Below are 19752 nucleotides of genomic sequence, written 5' to 3'. Positions count from 1 at the left end.
CAATTGCTGCTTCGGGCGTCAAGAATGCCGTGTTAAAGCGCTGACAGCGACCCGAAAACGCTGTGGCAGGCATCAATCGTCGCCGATTTTTCCGCGCAATTTCTTGATGGTGCCGCGTCCGGCCTTGGTCTTCAGGCGCCGCTCGACCGCGCCTTTCGAAGGCCTGGTCTTCTTGCGCGGCGGCGGCGGCGGTTCGGCGGCCTTGGCGACCAACGCCGTCAGCCTTGCCCGGGCATCGGCCCGGTTCTGTTCCTGGGTGCGGAAGCGACCGGCCTCGATGACGATGACGCCGTCCTTGGTGGCGCGCTGGCCGGCCAGCTTGATCGTTCGCGCACGCACGCGTTCCGACAGGCCGGCCGCGTTGGCCGCATCGAAGCGCAGTTGCACGGCGGTCGCCACCTTGTTGACATTCTGGCCGCCCGGACCGGACGAGCGGATGAAATCCTCGTGCAGATCGCCCGGGTGGATCACGGCTTCGTCCGCAATGATGATGCTGTCGTCGATCGGCATGCCGCAGTCATGGCGCGGCGGCGTGAAAAAGAAAAGGCCCGATCGGAACCGGGCCTTAACTGGTGCCGCGCGGCAATGATGCCGAGCGATCCGGCGATTACTCCGCCGCTTCCTGCATGCGGGGTGCCGCGCCCATGACGGTTGCATCGACATGCGGCTCGAATTTCTCGAAGTTGACGGCGAACATGCCGACCAGTCTTGCCGCCTGCCGGTCGTATGCGGCCTTGTCCGCCCACGTCGCCCGGGGGTCCAAAATCATCGGATCGAGAATGGCGCCGTCGATGCCGGGCACAGCCACCGGCACCTCGAAGCCGAAATTGGCATCGGTGCGGAATTCGCCTGTCTTCAGCGACCCATCGAGTGCGGCGGCAAGCAGAGCGCGCGTCGCCTTGATCGGCATGCGCTTGCCGGTGCCGTAGGCGCCGCCGGTCCAGCCGGTGTTGACCAGCCAGCAATCGGCGCCATGGCTAGCGATGAGTTCGCGCAGCAGATTGCCGTATTCCTTGGGATGGCGCGGCATGAACGGGGCGCCGAAACAGGTCGAGAACGTCGCCTCGGGTTCAGTGACGCCCTTTTCGGTCCCGGCGACCTTGGCCGTGTATCCGGAGAGGAAATGATACATCGCCTGCGCCGGGGTCAGCCGGGCGATCGGCGGCATCACGCCGAAGGCGTCGGCGGTGAGCATGATGATGTTTTTTGGATGATTGGCGCGCCCGCTCTTCGAAGCATTGGGAATGAAGTCGAGCGGGTAGGCGCAGCGCGTGTTTTCGGTGAGGCGACCATCATTGAAGTCCGGCACGCCGTCGGCGTCGAGGACGACATTTTCCAACACGGTGCCGAAGCGCTGTGTGGTGGCGAAGATCTCCGGCTCGGCTTCGGCCGACAGCTTGATCGTCTTGGCGTAGCAGCCGCCTTCGAAATTGAAGATGCCGTGCGGTCCCCAACCGTGCTCGTCGTCGCCGATCAGCGTGCGCGACGGATCGGCCGACAGCGTCGTCTTGCCGGTTCCGGAAAGGCCGAAGAAGACGGCAGCGTCGCCGGACGGCCCCTCATTGGCCGAGCAATGCATCGGCATCACGCCCTTTCGCGGCAGCAGGTAATTGAGCATGGTGAACACCGACTTCTTCATCTCGCCGGCATAGGAGGTGCCGCCGATGAGCACGATCTTGCGGGTGAGATCGACGGCGATCACCGTTTCGGTGCGGCTGCCGTGGCGGGCGGGATCGGCGCGGAAGGACGGCAGGTCGATGATCGTCATCTCTGGCACGAACGCCTGGAGTTCGGCATTGTCAGGACGGATGAGCAGGTTGCGGATGAACAGCGAGTGCCAGGCAAATTCGGTGATCACGCGGGTCGGCAATTTCAGCTCCGCATCGGCGCCGCCGACCAGATCCTGTACGTAAAGATCCTTGTGCGCGGCGTGGGCGCGGAAATCGCCAAGCAGCGTCTCGAACTGGGCCGGCGAGATCGCCTTGTTGTTGTCCCACCAGACATGGTTCTCGGTGGCGGCTTCGCGGACGACGAACTTGTCCTTGGGCGAACGGCCGGTGTGCTGGCCGGTTTCGGCGACCAGCGCGCCATGCGCGGTCAGCCGGGCCTCGCCACGCCGGATCGAGTCCTCGTAAAGGGCGGCCGCGCCGAAATTGTAGTGCACCACGCCGGAGGTTATCAGACCGATATGATCGATCGCGCAGGCAGGATTGCGTTTGCCGACTTCCGACATTGGTGTCCCTTCTTCGATTTCCGCATCTTTGCCGGCGTGTTCCCGGCAAGCCCACTACGCAGGCTGAGATGGTCAGAACCAGAAAAGACGAATGATATCAAATCATTAATCGATTTAAATATTTTGAAAGTTGTTTAAATCGTTTATATATGCGAAAAGTTTCACGGTTGCCCAAAGGATTGGCGATGTTCGTTCGTCCAATCCATGTCGAGGTAGGATTGTGGCCTGCGGCACCCCGCGCGTGACAGCGGACAAGGCCTATGCCACATTTTGTACCTAATTTGTCCTGCAAAAGCCCCTTCTCTACGAAAGAAGGGACAGCTCATGAGGGAGCCGCTTGAAATGGCAACAATCGCGCTTGTCGATGACGACCGCAACATTCTGACGTCGGTGTCGATCGCCCTCGAATCCGAGGGATATCGCGTCGAGACCTACACGGATGGTGCGTCCGCGCTGGAAGGCCTGGCGGCGCGTCCGCCGAATCTTGCCATCCTCGACATCAAGATGCCGCGCATGGACGGGATGGAACTTTTGCGCCGGATGCGTCAGAAGTCCGATCTGCCGGTGATCTTCCTGACCTCCAAGGACGATGAGATCGATGAATTGTTCGGCCTCAAAATGGGCGCCGACGATTTCATCCGCAAACCGTTCTCGCAACGCTTGCTGGTCGAGCGGGTGCGCGCCGTTCTACGCCGTGCCAGCGCCCGCGAGGCGGCGGCGAAGGCGCCCACCCAGCAGGCGCGCTCGCTCGAGCGCGGACAACTCGTCATGGACCAGGAACGCCACACCTGCACGTGGAAGGGCGAACCGGTGACGCTCACCGTCACCGAATTCCTGATCCTGCATTCGCTGGCGCAGCGTCCCGGTGTCGTGAAAAGCCGTGATGCGCTGATGGATTCAGCCTATGATGAGCAGGTCTATGTCGATGACCGTACGATCGACAGCCACATCAAGCGGCTGCGCAAGAAGTTCAAGGCTGTCGACGACGACTTCGAGATGATCGAAACCCTTTACGGAGTCGGATACCGGTTCCGCGAAGCCTAAGCTGATGCATGTCGCCCAAAGTGATCCCATATGGGATAGCGACATGCATCGAACCGAAGACTAAGCAGGGCCTGCTATTCGATGGCAGTGGAAGCACAGCGAACAAGACCGGCGGGCGCTGCCAGGCGGCCGTCGCGCATCATGCCGTCCTTCGTGTCGAAGATCACCGTGCCGATGCGCCGCTTCCTCGGCCATCACATCTTCTCCAGCCTGACGCGGCGCATCCTGTTCCTCAACCTTGCCGGCCTGGCCGTCCTGGTCACCGGCATCCTCTATCTCAACACCTTCCGCGACGGGCTGATCGATGCCCGCGTCGAAAGCCTGATGACGCAGGGCGAGATCATCGCCGGCGCGATCGCCGCGTCCGCGACGGTCGAAACCGATTCGATCAGCATCGACCCTGAAAAACTGCTTGAGCTGCAGGCCGGCGAAAGCCTTGGGCCTGGCTCCGACCAGCTCGACAATCTCGATTTCCCGATCAATCCCGAACGTGTCGCGCCGGTGCTGCGACGGCTGATCTCGCCGACCCGGACGCGGGCCCGCATCTATGACCGTGACGCCAATCTGCTGCTCGATTCGCGCCATCTCTATTCTCGCGGCCAGATCCTGCGCTACGACCTGCCGCCGGTCGACGAGGAACAGCCCGACCTTGTCGAGCGTATCCAGAAATTCGTCTTCGACTTCTTTCGCAACACCGACCTGCCTGTCTATCACGAGCAGCCCGGCGGCAATGGCGCGGCTTTTCCGGAAGTGGTGAAGGCGCTGACAGGCAGCCCGTCGACCATCGTGCGCGTTTCTGAACAGGGCGAGCAGATCGTTTCGGTGGCGGTGCCGATCCAGCGCTTCCGCGCCGTTCTCGGCGTCCTGATGCTGTCGACCGAAGGCGGTGACATCGACAAGATCGTCGCCGCCGAGCGCAAGGCGATCCTGCGCGTGTTCGGCATCGCGGCGCTGGTCACCGCCATCCTGTCGATGCTTCTGGCGTCGACCATCGCCAATCCGCTGCGCCGGCTGTCGGCAGCGGCGGTGCGGGTCCGGCGCGGTGTCAAGAACCGCGAGGAAATCCCTGACTTTTCCGACCGCCAGGACGAGATCGGCAATCTGTCGGTCGCCGTTCGCGACATGACCAATGCGCTCTACGCGCGCATCGAGGCGATCGAGAGCTTCGCCGCCGACGTGTCGCATGAGTTGAAGAACCCGCTGACGTCGCTGCGCAGCGCGGTGGAAACCTTGCCGCTGGCCAAGAACGACAATTCACGCAGCCGGCTGATGGACATCATCCAGCATGACGTCCGGCGGCTCGACCGGCTGATCACCGACATTTCCGACGCCTCCCGTCTCGACGCCGAGCTCGCGCGCGAAGACGCTGGCACGGTGGATCTAAAAAAATTCATCACCGACCTCGTCGCCGTGTCGCGCGAAACCACGCGCAACAAGAAAGCGGTCGAGATCGAACTCAAGGTGGCCAAGCTGCCGCAGGGCGTCAAAGGCTATTTCGTCGTCGGCCACGATCTGCGCATCGGCCAGGTCGTCACCAATCTGATCGAGAATGCGCGCTCCTTCGTTCCCGAGGACCATGGCCATATCAGCCTGTCGCTGGCCCGCGCCGGCAAGTTCAACATCCTGACCGTCGACGACAATGGTCCCGGCATCCGCGCCGACAATATCGACCGCATCTTCGAACGCTTCTACACCGACCGGCCCGCCGGCGAAGCGTTCGGCCAGAATTCGGGCCTTGGCCTGTCGATCTCCAGGCAGATCGTCGAGGCCCATGGCGGCACGCTGACCGCCGAGAACATTCCCGGCACCAAGCCCGGCGAGATCAAAGGCGCGCGCTTCGTCGTGACGCTGCCGGCCGAAGGCTGACCTTGGCCCTGATATAGCCATGTCCGAACCCGCCTCTCAGCCTGAAAACATCCACGGAACCGCGATCCTGATCGGCGATCGCGGCGTGCTCATCACCGGACCGTCCGGCACCGGCAAGACGACGCTGGCGCTGACACTCCTGGACCATTGCCGGGCGCGCGCACTGTTCTCGCGGCTGATCGGCGACGACAGGCTGCTTGCCTCGGCCCAGGCCGGGCGGCTGGTCTGCCGCGTGCCGGCGACCATCGCCGGCCTCGCCGAGGTGCCTGGGTTCATGCCGCGCCCGCTGCCATTCGAGCCGGCCGGCGTGATCGACCTGCATGTGCGGCTGGTGCCGAAGGCGGAAATGGCCCGTTTCCAGGAGGAAATCAGCGAGCCGGTTGCTGGCTGCTCGGTGCCACGTGTCGATCTGGCGGAACGCAATGCCGCCACGGCCCTGCCAGCGGTGATGGCGCGGCTGTCCATCATGCCTTTTCTATAATCCGCCCCGGGGTTTTTTGCTGCAATGCGTCAAAATGGCATGGGCCCGCGCAATTTTGGGCTTGTCAACGAGCCGCGCGTCGACAAGATAGCGCTCCCGCCGCCTGGAATGGCTGGCGAGCATAAAATGCGCCTGTGAAGCGGCGATGACGGGAGCCACCAAAGAATGATCGGACTCGTGCTTGTAACGCACGGTCAACTGGCCACCGAGTTCCGACATGCCGTCGAACATGTCGTCGGGCCACAAGACAATTTCGAAACCGTGGCGATCGGCGCCGACGACGATATGGAACAGCGTCGCCGCGATATCGTCGACGCCGTCGCCCGCGTCGACACCGGCACGGGCGTCATCGTGCTGACCGACATGTTCGGCGGCACGCCGTCGAACCTCGCCATCTCGGTAATGGAGTCCGGCCGCACCGAGGTGATCGCCGGCATGAACCTGCCGATGCTGATCAAGCTGTCCTCGATCCGCAAGGGCGACAACATGGCGGCGGCACTTGACGAGGCGCAGGCCGCCGGCCGCAAATACATCAACGTCGCCAGCCAGCTTCTGAGCAGCAAATGAATACGATGTCGTCGGAAAAGGACCAGATCATCCGGGAGTTTCCGATCATCAACCAGCGCGGCCTGCACGCACGCGCCTCGGCGAAATTCGTCCAGCTCGCCAGCGGCTTCAACGCCGAGGTGCATGTCGAGAAGGACGGCGTCAAGGTCGGCGGCACCTCGATCATGGGACTGATGATGCTTGCCGCCAGCCCGGGCTACTCGATCCGCGTCACCGCTAGCGGGCCGGAGGCGCTCGAGGTCATGGACGCGCTGGAGCAGCTTGTCGCGTCGCGGTTCGGCGAGGAATGCTGATCCCGCGCACCCTGCAGACATCCCGGAGAGACATACAGGGATAAAGATTTCTTTATATCCCATTGTCGTCGTGATGCCGATCTGCTAGTCAGGCCGGCAATTCGCGCCCTTCGACGCGCCGACCGGCGCGGGCGCATCCGCAACCATTCGCACGCACAACAATTCGCACGGAGCACTGCCATGACGGGTAGCAAGGATTATGTGGTCGCCGACATCTCGCTTGCCGGCTGGGGCCGCAAGGAACTCGACATCGCCGAAACCGAAATGCCGGGCCTGATGGCCTGCCGCGAGGAATTCGGCGCCAAGAAGCCGCTGAAGGGCGCGCGCATCACCGGCTCGCTGCACATGACCATCCAGACGGCGGTGTTGATCGAGACGCTGAAGGCGCTCGGCGCCGACATCCGCTGGGCCTCCTGCAACATCTTTTCGACCCAGGACCATGCCGCCGCGGCGATCGCCGAATCCGGCATTCCGGTCTTCGCCGTGAAGGGCGAGAGCTTGGAACAGTACTGGGATTATACCGACCGCATCTTCCAGTGGGCCGATGGCGGCCTATCCAACATGATCCTCGACGATGGCGGCGACGCCACCATGTACATCCTGATCGGCGCCCGTGCCGAGGCCGGCGAGGACGTGCTGTCCAACCCGCAGAGCGAGGAAGAGGAATATTTCTATGCGCAGGTCAAGAAGCGCCTGAAGGCTTCGCCCGGCTTCTTCACCAAGCAGAAGGCGGCGATCCGCGGCGTCACCGAAGAGACGACCACCGGCGTCAACCGGCTTTACCAGCTGCAGAAGAAGGGCCTGCTGCCCTTCCCCGCCATCAACGTCAACGATTCCGTCACCAAGTCGAAGTTCGACAACAAGTATGGCTGCAAGGAATCGCTGGTCGACGGCATCCGTCGCGGCACCGACACGATGATGGCCGGCAAGGTCGCGGTGGTCTGCGGCTATGGCGACGTCGGCAAGGGATCGTCCGCGTCGCTCAAGGGCGCCGGCGCCCGCGTCAAGGTCACCGAGGTCGACCCGATCTGCGCCCTGCAGGCGGCGATGGACGGCTTTGAGGTCGTCACGCTGGAAGACGCGGCGCCGAGCGCCGACATCGTCATCACCACCACCGGCAACAAGGACGTCGTCACCCTCGACCACATGCGGTCGATGAAGGACATGGTGATCGTCGGCAATATCGGCCACTTCGACAACGAGATCCAGGTCGCGTCGCTGCGCAATCTCAAGTGGACCAACGTCAAGCCACAGGTCGACATGATCACCTTCCCGGACGGCAAGCGGATGATCCTGCTGTCGGAAGGCCGCCTGCTCAATCTCGGCAACGCCACCGGCCATCCGAGCTTCGTCATGTCGGCTTCCTTCACCAACCAGGTTCTGGCCCAGATCGAACTGTTCACCAAGGGCGAGCAGTACCAGAACCAGGTCTATGTCCTGCCCAAGCATCTCGACGAGAAGGTCGCGCGCCTGCACCTCGACAAACTCGGCGCCCGCCTGACCGAACTGTCGGGTGAGCAGGCCGCCTATATCGGTGTCACGCCGCAGGGTCCGTTCAAGCCGGAACACTACCGCTATTAACCAAAGCTAAATTTACTACCAGATATTGGGGCCGGGCGATTGACTTTTCGCCCGGCTTTATTTTTGCGCGCGATCCGCCTTCACGGCGATTCGGCGAGGGTTTATTGTCAGGTGATTCGCGACGCTTCCGGCCCGAGAGGGGATCAGAGAGGCGCGTATCAGGGCGGTCTTGCATTCAGGCGGCGGAGAGGACCAAGACATGCCGGGGCAAAACCCGCACGGAGCGGGATCGGCCGTTTCCGGCGGCCATGACGATTCGGGGACCACAGGCTCGACCAGCCAGGGCGGGCGCCTTTCATGGCGCGCCCGCGCGGGGCTGTTCCTGGCCGGTTCCGCGCTGGCGGGTCCGTTGGCAAGCGCGGTGGCGCATGCCGAGACCGCCGCCGTGGCCAAAGCCGGCCTGTCGATCAGCACCGTCGAAGTCATGCAGCTTGCGGTGTTCGTCGGCGTGACCGGCGCGGCATTGCTGTCGGCCATCGTTCTCATCCGCGAAAGAGGCCGTACCTCGGCGGAGAATGTCGAACTGAGAAGCCGCGTCGCCGACGTCAACGCGGCGCTGCGCCGTTCGGAAGCGCTGCTCAATCTGCGCGACCAGCGCGTGGTCGTCTGGGCTTCGGAAAACAAGAAGCCCGAACTCATCGGCACATTGCCAATCGAAAGCGGCGCGCCGGAGGAGCGGGCGGCTTTCCTCGCTTTCGGCCGCTGGCTGATGCCGCGCTCGGCGGCGGCGCTCGAACATGCCGTCGCCGGCTTGCGTGAAAAGGCCAGGCCCTTTGACCTGGTCATCGAATCACAGTCCGGCGCCCCTCTCGAAGTGCATGGCCGCAAGAGTGCCGCGCACATCCTGGTGCGGTTCGTATCGCTTTCCGAGACACAGCGCAGCCAGGCCCGGCTGAAGATCGACAATCAGCGGCTGGCCGCCGACCATGACACCATGATCGGCCTGCTGGAGGCGCTGAAGATGCCGGCATGGCTGCGCGATGAGCACGGACGCCTGAAATGGGTCAACCGGGCCTATGCCGACGCGGTCGAGGCCGAAAGCGCGGAAGCCGCCGTCCGCGACGCCAAGGAGTTTCTGGGCGGCCAGGCGCGTGAAGCTATCGCCACCCAGCACAAATCGCACCCGGTCTTCGAGCAGTCGCTCTCCACCGTGATCGAAGGCGACCGCCGCGTGTTCGCGGTCACCGACTTCGCCGGCGCCGATGGTTCGGCCGGCCTTGCCTGTGACACCAGCGCCATCGAGACCATTCGCGGCGAATATGAGCGGACGGTGCGCAGCCACGCCGACACGCTCGACCAGCTCAACACCGCCGTCGCCATCTTCGACACCGACGAGAAGCTGCGCTTCTTCAACCAGGCCTTCCAGAAACTGTGGGGCCTGGACAGCGGCTTCCTGCACAGCGCGCCCGACAACGCGCTTTTGCTCGACCGGCTGCGCAGCGAGGGCAAGATCGCCGAGCAGCCCGAATGGCGTCGCTGGAAGGAAGGCCTGCTCGGCGCCTATCGCGCGGTCGAATCACAGGAACATTGGTGGCATCTGCCCGACGGCAAGACCATCCGCGTTGTCGCCAACCCTCAGCCCAAGGGCGGCGTCACCTGGGTGTTCGAGAACCTGACCGAGAAGATGGATCTGGAAAGCCGCTACCGCACGGCGGTGCGCGTCCAGGGCGAGACGCTGGACAACCTCGCCGAAGGCGTGGCGGTGTTCGGCCCGGACGGCCGGCTGCGGCTGTCGAACCCGGCCTTTGCCACGCTCTGGAGCCTTGCGGCGGAGGCCACCAAGCCCAATGTGCATGTCTCGACGATCCGTGATCTTAGCGACAGGCAAGCGGTCGACAGCCCTTGGCCCGGTTTCGTCGCCGCGATAACCGGGTTCGACGACGAACGCCGCGAACGCCACGGCCAGACCGAGCTCAACAACGGCATCGTGCTGCGTTACGCCGTGATCCCGCTGCCCAACGGGCAAGTGATGATGACCTTCGTCGACGTCACCGACAGCGTGAATGTTGAACGCGCGCTGAAGGACAAGAACGAAGCGCTGGAAAAGTCCGACCAGCTCAAGAACGATTTCGTCCAGCACGTATCCTACGAACTGCGTTCGCCGCTAACCAACATCATCGGTTTCACCGAACTGCTTTCATTGCCCACGACCGGACCGCTGAATCAAAAGCAGCGCGAATATGTCGAGCATGTCAGCTCTTCGTCCTCGGTGCTGCTGACAATCGTCAACGACATACTCGACCTCGCGACCGTCGACGCCGGCATCATGCAGCTCGACATTTCGGAGGTGCATGTCGACCGCACCATCGCCGCGGCCGCCGAACTGGTTGCCGACCGGCTGCAGGAGCACTCGATCCGGCTCGAGGTCGATGCCGCTGCCGCGCCGAAGACGTTCCACGGCGACGAAACCCGCATCCGCCAGATCCTCTACAATCTGCTCAGCAACGCCGCCAACTACGCCCCGGAAGCCAGCACCATCCGGCTCGCGTGCCGCCATCTGGCGGACGGCGTGGAATTCTCCGTTCATGACGATGGTCCCGGCATGCCACCGGATGTTCTGGATTCGGTGTTCCGTCGCTTCGAACCGCGTGCCAATGGCGGCCGCCGGCGTGGGGCCGGACTCGGCCTGTCTATCGTCAAGAGCTTTGTCGAACTGCATGGCGGCCACGTTCGCATCGAAACCGGCAGGGACAAGGGCACGACCGTCATCTGCACCTTCCCCGACATGCCGGGCATCCGCGCCGCGGCCGAGTAGCGCGCTCGATGACGGGCCTGTTGCTGGAACGTTTGCTCACCGACGAGACCCAGACGGCGCGGCTCGGCGAAGATCTGGCGCTGGCGCTGCGCGCGGGCGACGTGCTGGCGCTCAAGGGCGATCTCGGCGCCGGCAAATCGACGCTGGCGCGGGCACTGATCCGGGCGCTGGCGGAAGATGCCAGCCTCGACGTGCCAAGCCCGACCTTCACTCTGGTGCAGAGCTACGACACACGCATTCCGGTCCATCATTTCGACCTCTACCGCCTGTCCTCGGCGGCCGAACTCGATGAACTCGGCTTCGACGAGGCGCTGGCGCAAGGGGCCGCCCTTGTCGAATGGCCGGAGCGGGCCGACGGCTATTTGCCGAAGACGACGCTCTCGATCGAACTCGTCCAGCATGGCGATGGCCGGCTGGCGCGGCTGTCGGGGCAAGGCGCTGCCGTCGACCGCGCGGCAAGGTCGCTGGCCATGCGCGACTTTCTGGAAGAAGCCGGCTGGGGAGAAGCGCGGCGGCGCCATTTTATCGGCGACGCCTCCGCCCGCTCCTATGAGATCGTTACGCTCGCCGGCCACGAGCCGCGCGTGCTGATGAACTCGCCGCGGCTGGCGCTCGGCCCACCGGTGCGGGACGGCAAGCCCTATGCGGTGATCGCCCATACCGCCCAATCAGTCTCGGCCTTCGTCGCCATCGACCACGCCTTGAAGGCCGGCGGCGTCAGCGTTCCCACTATCCATGCCGAGGATCAGGACCAGGGTTTCTTGCTGCTCGAACATCTCGGCTCAGAAGGATTTCTCGGCAAGGACGGCGAGCCGGTGGGCGAGCGCTACGCGGCAGCGGCCGAACTGCTGGCCATGATGCATGGCAAGAGCTGGCCGCAACGCCTGCAAGCTGGGCCGGGCAGCTTCCACGACGTGCCGCCCTTCGACCGCGATGCGATGATGATCGAAGCCGATCTGCTGGTCGACTGGTATGTGCCGGCGATATCGGGCCAACCCGCAAGCGACGCCTTGCGCGCCGGCTACGCCAGGGAATGGAACGCGCTTTTCGACCGGCTGCAGGGCAGCGAATACACGCTGATGCTCCGCGACTTCCATTCGCCCAACATCATCTGGCGTGGCGTGCGCGCCGGCCATGACCGGCTGGGCATCGTCGATTTCCAGGACGCGCTGATCGGGCCTTCAGCCTATGACGTCGCCTCGCTTGCCATGGATGCTCGGGTCACCATCTCGCCCGAGATCGAGACGGCAACGCTCGAAGCCTATGTCGCGGCGCGCCATGCCGGCGGAGCCTTTGACGAAGCGGGTTTCCGGGAAGCCTATGCAATCATGGCCGCACAGCGCAACTCCAAGATCCTCGGCATTTTCGTGCGCCTCGAAAAACGCGACGGCAAACCCTATTATCTCCAGCACCTGCCGCGCATCCGCGACTATCTGCGCCGGGCGCTGTCCCATCCGGCGCTTGCCAGCCTGCGGGATTTCTATCAAGAGCACGGGCTGCTCGAGGAACGAATACTGTGACAAGACCCGACACTGCCATCGTCCTTGCCGCCGGGCTCGGCAAGCGCATGCGGCCGATCACCGACACCATCCCCAAGCCGCTGGTCCGGATCGCCGGCAAGACATTGCTCGACTGGGGCCTCGACAGCCTGGCCGCCGCCGGCGTCGCCAAGGCCGTGGTCAACGTCCATTATTTTCCAGAACAGATCATCGCCCACGTCGCGGCGCGTCGGGCACCGAAGATCGTCATTTCCGACGAGAGCGACCGGCTGCTCGATTCCGCCGGCGGCATCGTCAAGGCGCTGCCCGAGTTGGGGCAAGGGCCGTTCTACATCCTCAACGCCGACACGTTCTGGATCGACCACGGTCCACTCAATCTCGGGCGGCTTGCCCTTGCGTGGGACGCGGCGAAAATGGATATTCTGCTGATGCTGGCTGATCTCCATCAGGCGACAGGACACTGTGGCAGCACCGATTTCCTGGTGGCGCCGGACGGTGCCTTGCGGCGTTCAAAAGGCGATCCCGCCGGCCTGATCTACGCCGGCGCGGCGATCATCCATCCGCGCCTGTTCAGGGATGCACCTGCCGAGCCGCACTCGCTCAACGCTTACTTCGACAAGGCCATTGCAGCCGGCCGGCTGTACGGCATGCCGATGCACGGCCACTGGATCACTGTCGGCACGCCCGATGCCATTGCGCTGGCGGAAGAAGCCGTCGCCGGCGCTTTAACCGAGTCGCAATGAGCGGCCCAAGCCGCGTTTTCTCCATCCCCCCCGGTGCGCCGTTCCTGCCGACGCTGGCCGAGGCGCTGCTTGCCGGCCGTCTGATTCCACACTTTCGCTTCGATGGCGATCCGCTCGCCCTGGCCGACGTCACCATCTATGTGCCGACGCGCCGTGCCGCGCGTGCCTTGCGCGGCGTCTTCGTCGACAGCTTGAAGAAACGCGGCGGCGGCGGTTCGGCGATCTTGCCGGTTATCCGCCCGCTCGGCGAGTTCGACGAGGACGAGGCGGCGTTCGACGCCGAGCCATCGGCGGCGATCGATCTCGCGCCGCCGATCTCGGCGACCGAACGGCTGTTGCTGCTGACGCCGCTGGTGCGGGCGTGGAAACGCCGGTTGCCGGAGCACGTCGCGAAGCTTTTCGCGGAGGAGATCGTAATCCCCGCCTCCACGGCCGACGCGATCTGGCTGGCACGCGATCTTGCCGGACTGATGGACGAAATCGAGACCGAAGGCACCGACTGGGCGAAGCTTGAGGGCCTGGTGACTGGCAACCTTGCCGGATGGTGGCAGGTGACGCTCGAATTCCTCGGCATCGTCACCGATGCCTGGCCAAAATTCCTGAGCGAGAGCGACCGCTCCAACCCGGCCGCGCATCGCAGCGCGCTGATCCGCTCCGAGGCGGCGCGATTGCGACGCAATCCCCCGGCCGGACCGGTGATCGCCGCCGGCTCGACCGGCTCCATCCCGGCAACGGCCGAGCTGCTTGCCGCGATCGCCCGTCTGCCTGGCGGCGCCATCGTGCTGCCCGGTCTCGACCGGACGCTTGACGAAGCCTCTTTCCAGGCGCTCGTGGCACCCGGCGCACGGCCGGCCGTGCTTGGCCACCCGCAATATGGCCTGGCCAGGCTGATCGGCAAGATCGGCGTGCTGCGCGACGATGTCGAGGAAATCGGCGTGGCCGAACCACGGCTGGCGCGCCGCGCCGCCCTTGTCGGCGAAGCGCTGCGGCCGGCCGAGACCACCGAGCTATGGGCCGAAACGCGCAACGGGTTTTCGGCGCCCGACATTGCCGGCGCCTTTGCCGACGTGACGCTGCTCGAAGCGGCCAGCGAACGCGATGAGGCCGTCGCCATCGCCGTCGCGCTCAAGCGGGCCGTGGAAGAGCCCGGCCAGAGGGCGGCTCTCGTCACCGGCGACCGGGCGCTGGCGCGGCGCGTGTCGGTCGAGCTCCAGCGCTTTGGCGTCGTCGCCGACGATTCCGGCGGCACGCCGCTCGCCAACAGCCCGGCGGCCAGCCTGCTGCGGCTGGCGCTCGAGGCCGTGTTCCGGCCAGGCGACCCTGTCGGCCTCCTGTCGCTGCTCAAGCATCCGCTGCTCAGCCTCGGCCTGGAGCGCGCTGCCGTGCGCCATGCGGCGGAACTGGTCGAACTGGTGGCCCTGCGTGGCGGCACCGGCCGCCCGGACATCGTTTCGCTGCCGGACTTGTTCGAGGCCCGCCTCACCGACCTGGGCGGCGACAGCCGTCCGCCCTTCTGGTTTTCCCGGCTGACCGTGCGCTCCATAGAGGATGCGAGGAACCTTCTCGCACACCTGACAGAAGCGCTGGCGCCGCTTTCGGCGTTTCGCGGCCAGGCGGGTGCCGACCTTGCCGCACTGGTCAAAGCCAGCGTCGTCGCCCTGGAAAATCTCGGCCGTTCCGCTGATGGCGGCCTGGGCGACCTTTATGCCGGCGACGCCGGCGAGAAGCTCGCGGAACTGCTGCGCGGGCTGGTGGCGGCTTCGGCCTCGCTGTCGTTCGGCGCGGATGAGTGGCCCGATGTAATGGACGCCCTGATCGCGCCCGAAACGGTCAAGCCGGCACAAGGCACCGACAGGAACATCGCCATCTGGGGCGCGCTGGAAGCGCGGCTGCAGGATGTCGACACGCTGATCATTGGCGGGCTCAACGAAGGTGTGTGGCCGCGCAAACCGGAGAGCGACCGCTTCATGTCGCGGCTGATGAAGACCGGCATCGATCTCGAACCGCCCGAACGACGCATCGGCCTTGCCGCGCATGATTTCCAGATGGCCATGGGCGCGAGACAAGTGGTGCTGGCCCGCTCGGCCCGCGCCGGCGACGCACCCGCCGTGCCGTCACGCTGGCTGCAGCGCCTGCTCACCTTCATCGGCAACGACCAGGCATCGGCTCTGCGCCGGCGCGGCGACGAGTTGCTGGCCTGGGCCCGCGCGCTCGATACCGGCCCGAAGCAGGATTTCGCGCCAAGGCCGCAGCCGAAGCCGCCATTGGCGGTGCGCCCAACGCATTTCTCGGTCACCGAGATCGAGACGTTGCGCCGCGATCCCTATGCGGTCTATGCGAGACGGATTCTCGGCCTGATGCCACTCGATCCGCTGATCCGCGATCCCGGTGCCGCCGAACGCGGCACGCTGTTCCACGCCATCCTGCATCTGTTCTCGTTGCGCGTCGCCGATCCGCGCGCGGCCGATGCGCTGGCCGGCCTCGTCGCCGCCGGCCGCGCCTGCTTTGGCGAGGCCGCGCTTCCGGCCGACGTCGAGGCGGTGTGGTGGCCGCGCTTCGAGAAACTCGCCGCCAACATCGTCGAATGGGAGCGCACGCGTGCCGACGCGGTGACCCGGCGCCATGCCGAGGAACGTGCCGGCAAGACCCCGGTCGGCCAGTCCGGCGTGACGCTGTCCGGTTATGCCGACCGCGTCGACCTGCTGGCCGGCGGCATGGCCGACATACTGGACTACAAGACCGGCTCCTCGCCCTCCAAGGCGCAGGCGCACACGCTGCTGGCGCCGCAACTGGCGCTGGAAGGCGCGCTGCTGAGGCGCGGCGCCTTCAAGGATTTGGGCGCGCGCGAACCATCGCAGCTGGCCTTCGTGCGATTGAAGCCGAATGGCGAGGTGTTCGAGGAGTCCATTCTCGAGCACAACCGCCAGCCAAGGACCGCCGCCGACCTTGCCGAAGAGGCCTGGGCCCGGCTGGAAAAGTTGCTCGTCCACTATAGCGACCCGCAGACCGGCTACCTGTCGCGCGCTTTGCCGTTTCGCGAAGGCGAGACCGACGGTGACTACGACCATCTCGCCCGCGTGCTCGAATGGTCAGCCGGCGGCGATGCCGGTGATGAGGGAGGGGAGGCATGAAGAAGGCCTATCCGATCCCGAGCGATACTGCCAACAGCCAGGCTCGCGCCGCCGATCCTCGGAATTCAGCCTGGGTGTCGGCCAATGCCGGCTCCGGCAAGACCCATGTGCTGGCCCAGCGTGTCATCCGGCTGCTGCTCAACGGCACCGACCCGTCGAAGATCCTGTGCCTGACCTATACGCGGGCCGCCGCCGCCAACATGTCGAACCGGGTCTTTTCCACGCTGTCGGACTGGACGGTTCTCGGCGACGCCGAACTGGCGGAGAAGATCGAGGCGCTCGAAGGCCGGCGGCCGGACCGTGACACCATGCGCCGGGCGCGGCGGCTGTTCGCCGAGGCGCTGGAGACGCCAGGCGGGCTGAAGATCCAGACCATCCATGCCTTCTGCGAATCCGTGCTCCACCAGTTCCCGCTGGAAGCCAATATCCCCGCCCATTTCGAGATGCTCGACGGCCAGATGGAGGCGTCGCTTTTCGCCGCCGCGCGCCGCGAGATGATCTCCGGCACGGCGGCCGGCAACGCTGATCTGGCCGACGCCTTCGCTACCGTGCTGGAGCGCGGCGGCGAAGCCGGGCTCGACGCGCTGCTCGGCGAGATCGTGCGCAAGCGTGACGGCTTGCGCCAGTTCCTCGATGCCGTCGGGGGTGACGGCTTCCAGCCGCTGTTCGATGAATTCCATTTCCACCCCGGCCAGACCGCCGAGGGCCTGGCGGCATCGGTGTGGCCACTGCCCGGCTTCCTGCCGGATTATTTCGCCGGCTTCGCCCAGGCCGCCGAATCCACTGACGCCAGATCGGTGCTGAACAACATCCTGCCCTATGCGCGGCAGGCTTTCGCCGAGAGCGATGCCGTTCGCCGGCTGCAACTGCTCGCACGAGCCTTCCTCAAGACCGATGGCGATCCCTATGATCCGGCAAAAGCCTTCAAGAAGGCGCTGACCGACCGGCTGCCGGATCTGGCCGAACGCTATCTCTCGGCCGCCAACGCCATCATCGAAACCGTCGACCGGCTGGCGCTGTTCCGCATGCTGGAAGGCACGCGCGCGGCACTCACCATCGCCGACTGGCTGATCGCCCGCTACGAAGTGTTGAAGCGCAGCCGCGGCTTTCTCGACTTCAATGATCTGATCACCCGCACGGTCAACCTCCTGGCACGACCCGATGCCGGCCCCTGGGTGCAGTACAAGCTCGACCAGGGCATCGACCACATCCTGCTCGACGAGGCGCAGGACACCAGTCCCGATCAATGGGAGGTGGTGAAGCGGCTGGCGGAGGAATTTTTCGCCGGTTTTGGCGCACGCGAGCGGGTTCACCGGACGGTCTTCGCCGTCGGCGACGAGAAACAGTCGATCTATTCCTTCCAGGGGGCTGCCCCGGACTCCTTCACGGACAGCCGGCTGCTGTTTGCCGGACGCGTGCGCGACGCCGAGGCGTCCTTTGCCGACCTCAAGCTGACCTGGTCGTTCCGCTCGACCGACGACGTGCTGGCCGCCGTCGACCGCGTCTTTGCCGACCCGACCGTGCGGCGCGGCATCAGCCATGATCCCGATCCGCTGAGCCACAAGGCGATCCGCACCGATGCGCCGGGCTATGTCGAGGTCTGGCCGTCGATCGGTGCCGATGTCGTCGATGAGCCCGACGACTGGACGCAGGCCATCGACCACGCCCATGCACCGGCGGTGCGCGTTGCCGAGAATGTGGCGACGGCCATTGCCGGCTGGATCGGCAAGGGCGAGATCATCGAGGGCCGCGGCAAACGGCTGCGGCCGGGCGATGTGCTGGTGCTGGTGCGCAAGCGCGACAGCTTTGTCCATGCGCTGACGCGCGCCTTGAAACGCCGCGACATTCCGGTCGCCGGTGCCGATCGTTTGAGCCTGCCCGGCCATATCGCGGTCAAGGATTTGATCGCGCTCGGCCATCTCTTGATCCAGCCACAGGACGATCTGTCGCTCGCCGCCGTGCTGCGCAGCCCGATCTTCGACCTGCCGGAGGAGACGCTGTTCACGCTTGCCGCGCAGAGGCCGCCCGGCGTATCGCTGGCCGCGTCGCTGCGCCAGCATGCCACCGACGACGAAGCCCTCGCCAAGGTCGTGGCCCAGCTTGACCTCTGGGCCGATGAGGCGGCCTTCAAGCCGGTGTTCGAGTTCTATGCCGGCCTGCTGGCGCGTGATCGCGTCCGGCGCAAGATGATCGCCCGGCTTGGGCCGGAAGCCGGTGACATTCTCGACGAGTTCCTCAGCTTCTGCCTTGCCGAGGAGCGAACCGGCCTGCCGGGGCTGGAAGCCTTCCTGTCGACGCTGGAAAATGCCGGGCCAGAGATCAAGCGCGAGATGGACCAGACCCGCGACGAAGTGCGCGTCATGACCGTGCACGCCGCCAAGGGCCTGGAAGCGCCCGTGGTGTTCCTGGTCGACGGCGGCTCCGCCCCGTTCAGCGACCAGCATCTGCCGCGCCTGATGCCTTTCGCCAGCTCGGGCCGGCATTGGGACGGCAAGGGCTATCTCTGGCGTTCGGCCAGCGACGTCGCCAACGGCTTTTCGAAGGCAGCAGCCGCGCGGGCAAGGGAACTGGCCGACGACGAATACCGCCGCTTGCTTTACGTTGGCATGACCCGTGCCGAGGACCGGCTGATCGTCTCCGGCTATCACGGCAAGCGGGCGCCGAACACCGGCACCTGGCATTCGATCGTCAGCCGCGCACTGATCGGCGCGCCGGAAAGCGAACAGCGTCCGCATCCCGCCGGTGGCGAACCGGTGCACCGTTTCCATGTGACCAAGCTACCGCCCGTGGCGCCAGGCGCCAGTGAACAGGCGCGGCAGGCCGATGCTTTCGGGCCATTGCCGGCGACCCTGTTCCAACCCCTGCCGCCCTTCGAGGATCTGCCGCGGCCGCTATCGCCGTCCGGCGCTTCGGCGCTGATCGACGAAGGCAAGGAAGCGGTGGTCGACAAGGCTTCGCCGGTGCTGGACGCCGACGCCGAGCCGGGTTTTGCCGTGCTGCGCGGGCTCGCCTTGCACAAATTGCTGCAGATGCTGCCCGGCATTGCCGAGGACGAGCGCCGGAGTGCGGCCGAGCGTTACCTCGCGCGAACGGGCGCCGAATGGCCGCCGTCAGAGCGGGAAAGGGCCTTGGCATCGGTCATCGCCATTCTCGCCGACCCGCGCCTCGGCCAGCTGTTCGCGCCATCGTCACGCGCGGAAGTCGCGATCATGGGCAGCCTGGAGGTCAGGGGCAAAAGGCGCTCGATTTCCGGCAAGATCGACCGGCTGGCGGTGACAGCCGACACTGTTTCCATCGTCGACTACAAGACCAACCGGCCCGCGCCCGGCTCTTTGGCGGAGGTTCCGCCGGCCTATCTGCTGCAGCTCGCGCTCTATCGCGCCCTGCTGCAGCCGCTCTATCCCGGGCGCGAGATCAAGGCGGTCCTGCTGTTCACGGAAGCACCAAGGCTGATCGAACTGCCGGCCAGGGCCATGGATGACGCCCTTGCCCGACTCACGGGAGCGTGACACAAGACCTGCTTGAAGAAGGGCGCGACAACCACCACATTTGGTGCGAC

General features: G+C 65.3%; 13 protein-coding genes. 11 read left to right on the top strand and 2 right to left on the bottom strand.

The window, feature by feature from the left end; all coding sequences use genetic code 11:
• Positions 1–72: 72 nt before the first annotated feature.
• Both arfB and A3AU_RS0116535 read right to left on the bottom strand, forming a co-directional pair.
• Positions 73–510, bottom strand: coding sequence for an alternative ribosome rescue aminoacyl-tRNA hydrolase ArfB (arfB, locus tag A3AU_RS0116540; protein ID WP_027053842.1), 438 nt, complete (start codon positions 508–510; stop codon positions 73–75).
• A 97-nt stretch (positions 511–607) separates the two neighbouring features.
• Positions 608–2233, bottom strand: a complete 1626-nt coding sequence (locus tag A3AU_RS0116535) for a phosphoenolpyruvate carboxykinase (RefSeq protein WP_027053841.1) — start codon at positions 2231–2233, stop codon at positions 608–610.
• A 342-nt stretch (positions 2234–2575) separates the two neighbouring features.
• Between A3AU_RS0116535 and A3AU_RS0116530 the strand changes: the two genes are divergently transcribed.
• The 11 genes from A3AU_RS0116530 to addA all read left to right on the top strand — a co-directional run bounded on the left by A3AU_RS0116530 (position 2576) and on the right by addA (position 19702).
• Positions 2576–3277: a response regulator transcription factor gene (locus tag A3AU_RS0116530; protein WP_081294191.1), complete on the top strand. Its 702-nt coding sequence runs from the start codon at positions 2576–2578 to the stop codon at positions 3275–3277.
• Positions 3278–3358: 81 nt separating this feature from the next.
• Positions 3359–5143 (top strand): sensor histidine kinase, encoded by a 1785-nt coding sequence (locus A3AU_RS0116525; protein ID WP_027053839.1) that lies wholly within the window; start codon positions 3359–3361, stop codon positions 5141–5143.
• Positions 5144–5162: 19 nt separating this feature from the next.
• Positions 5163–5624, top strand: coding sequence for an HPr kinase/phosphorylase (locus A3AU_RS0116520; protein ID WP_027053838.1), 462 nt, complete (start codon positions 5163–5165; stop codon positions 5622–5624).
• Positions 5625–5789: 165 nt separating this feature from the next.
• On the top strand, positions 5790–6191 hold the full coding sequence (locus tag A3AU_RS0116510; RefSeq protein WP_027032585.1) for a PTS sugar transporter subunit IIA: 402 nt from the start codon (positions 5790–5792) through the stop codon (positions 6189–6191).
• Positions 6188–6484, top strand: a complete 297-nt coding sequence (locus tag A3AU_RS0116505) for an HPr family phosphocarrier protein (RefSeq protein WP_027053837.1) — start codon at positions 6188–6190, stop codon at positions 6482–6484. Before A3AU_RS0116510 ends, A3AU_RS0116505 begins: the two co-directional genes overlap by 4 nt.
• A 180-nt stretch (positions 6485–6664) precedes the next feature.
• Complete coding sequence (gene ahcY, locus A3AU_RS0116500) at positions 6665–8065, top strand: adenosylhomocysteinase (protein WP_027053836.1); 1401 nt, start codon at positions 6665–6667, stop codon at positions 8063–8065.
• Positions 8066–8264: 199 nt separating this feature from the next.
• Complete coding sequence (locus tag A3AU_RS0116495) at positions 8265–10820, top strand: sensor histidine kinase (RefSeq protein WP_027053835.1); 2556 nt, start codon at positions 8265–8267, stop codon at positions 10818–10820.
• Between the two features lie 8 nt (positions 10821–10828).
• Positions 10829–12340 (top strand): tRNA (adenosine(37)-N6)-threonylcarbamoyltransferase complex ATPase subunit type 1 TsaE, encoded by a 1512-nt coding sequence (gene tsaE, locus A3AU_RS0116490; protein WP_027053834.1) that lies wholly within the window; start codon positions 10829–10831, stop codon positions 12338–12340.
• Positions 12337–13062, top strand: a complete 726-nt coding sequence (locus A3AU_RS0116485) for a nucleotidyltransferase family protein (RefSeq protein WP_027053833.1) — start codon at positions 12337–12339, stop codon at positions 13060–13062. The genes tsaE and A3AU_RS0116485 overlap by 4 nt, the downstream gene beginning before the upstream one ends.
• Positions 13059–16193, top strand: coding sequence for a double-strand break repair protein AddB (gene addB, locus A3AU_RS0116480; protein WP_027053832.1), 3135 nt, complete (start codon positions 13059–13061; stop codon positions 16191–16193). The genes A3AU_RS0116485 and addB overlap by 4 nt, the downstream gene beginning before the upstream one ends.
• Complete coding sequence (gene addA / locus A3AU_RS0116475) at positions 16190–19702, top strand: double-strand break repair helicase AddA (protein WP_027053831.1); 3513 nt, start codon at positions 16190–16192, stop codon at positions 19700–19702. Before addB ends, addA begins: the two co-directional genes overlap by 4 nt.
• Positions 19703–19752 lie beyond the last annotated feature (50 nt).

The organism is Mesorhizobium erdmanii USDA 3471, assembly GCF_000472705.1.
Lineage (GTDB): Bacteria > Pseudomonadota > Alphaproteobacteria > Rhizobiales > Rhizobiaceae > Mesorhizobium > Mesorhizobium erdmanii.
Note: the sequence above shows the minus strand (reverse complement) of the source record. Positions and strands in the feature narration are given on the sequence as shown.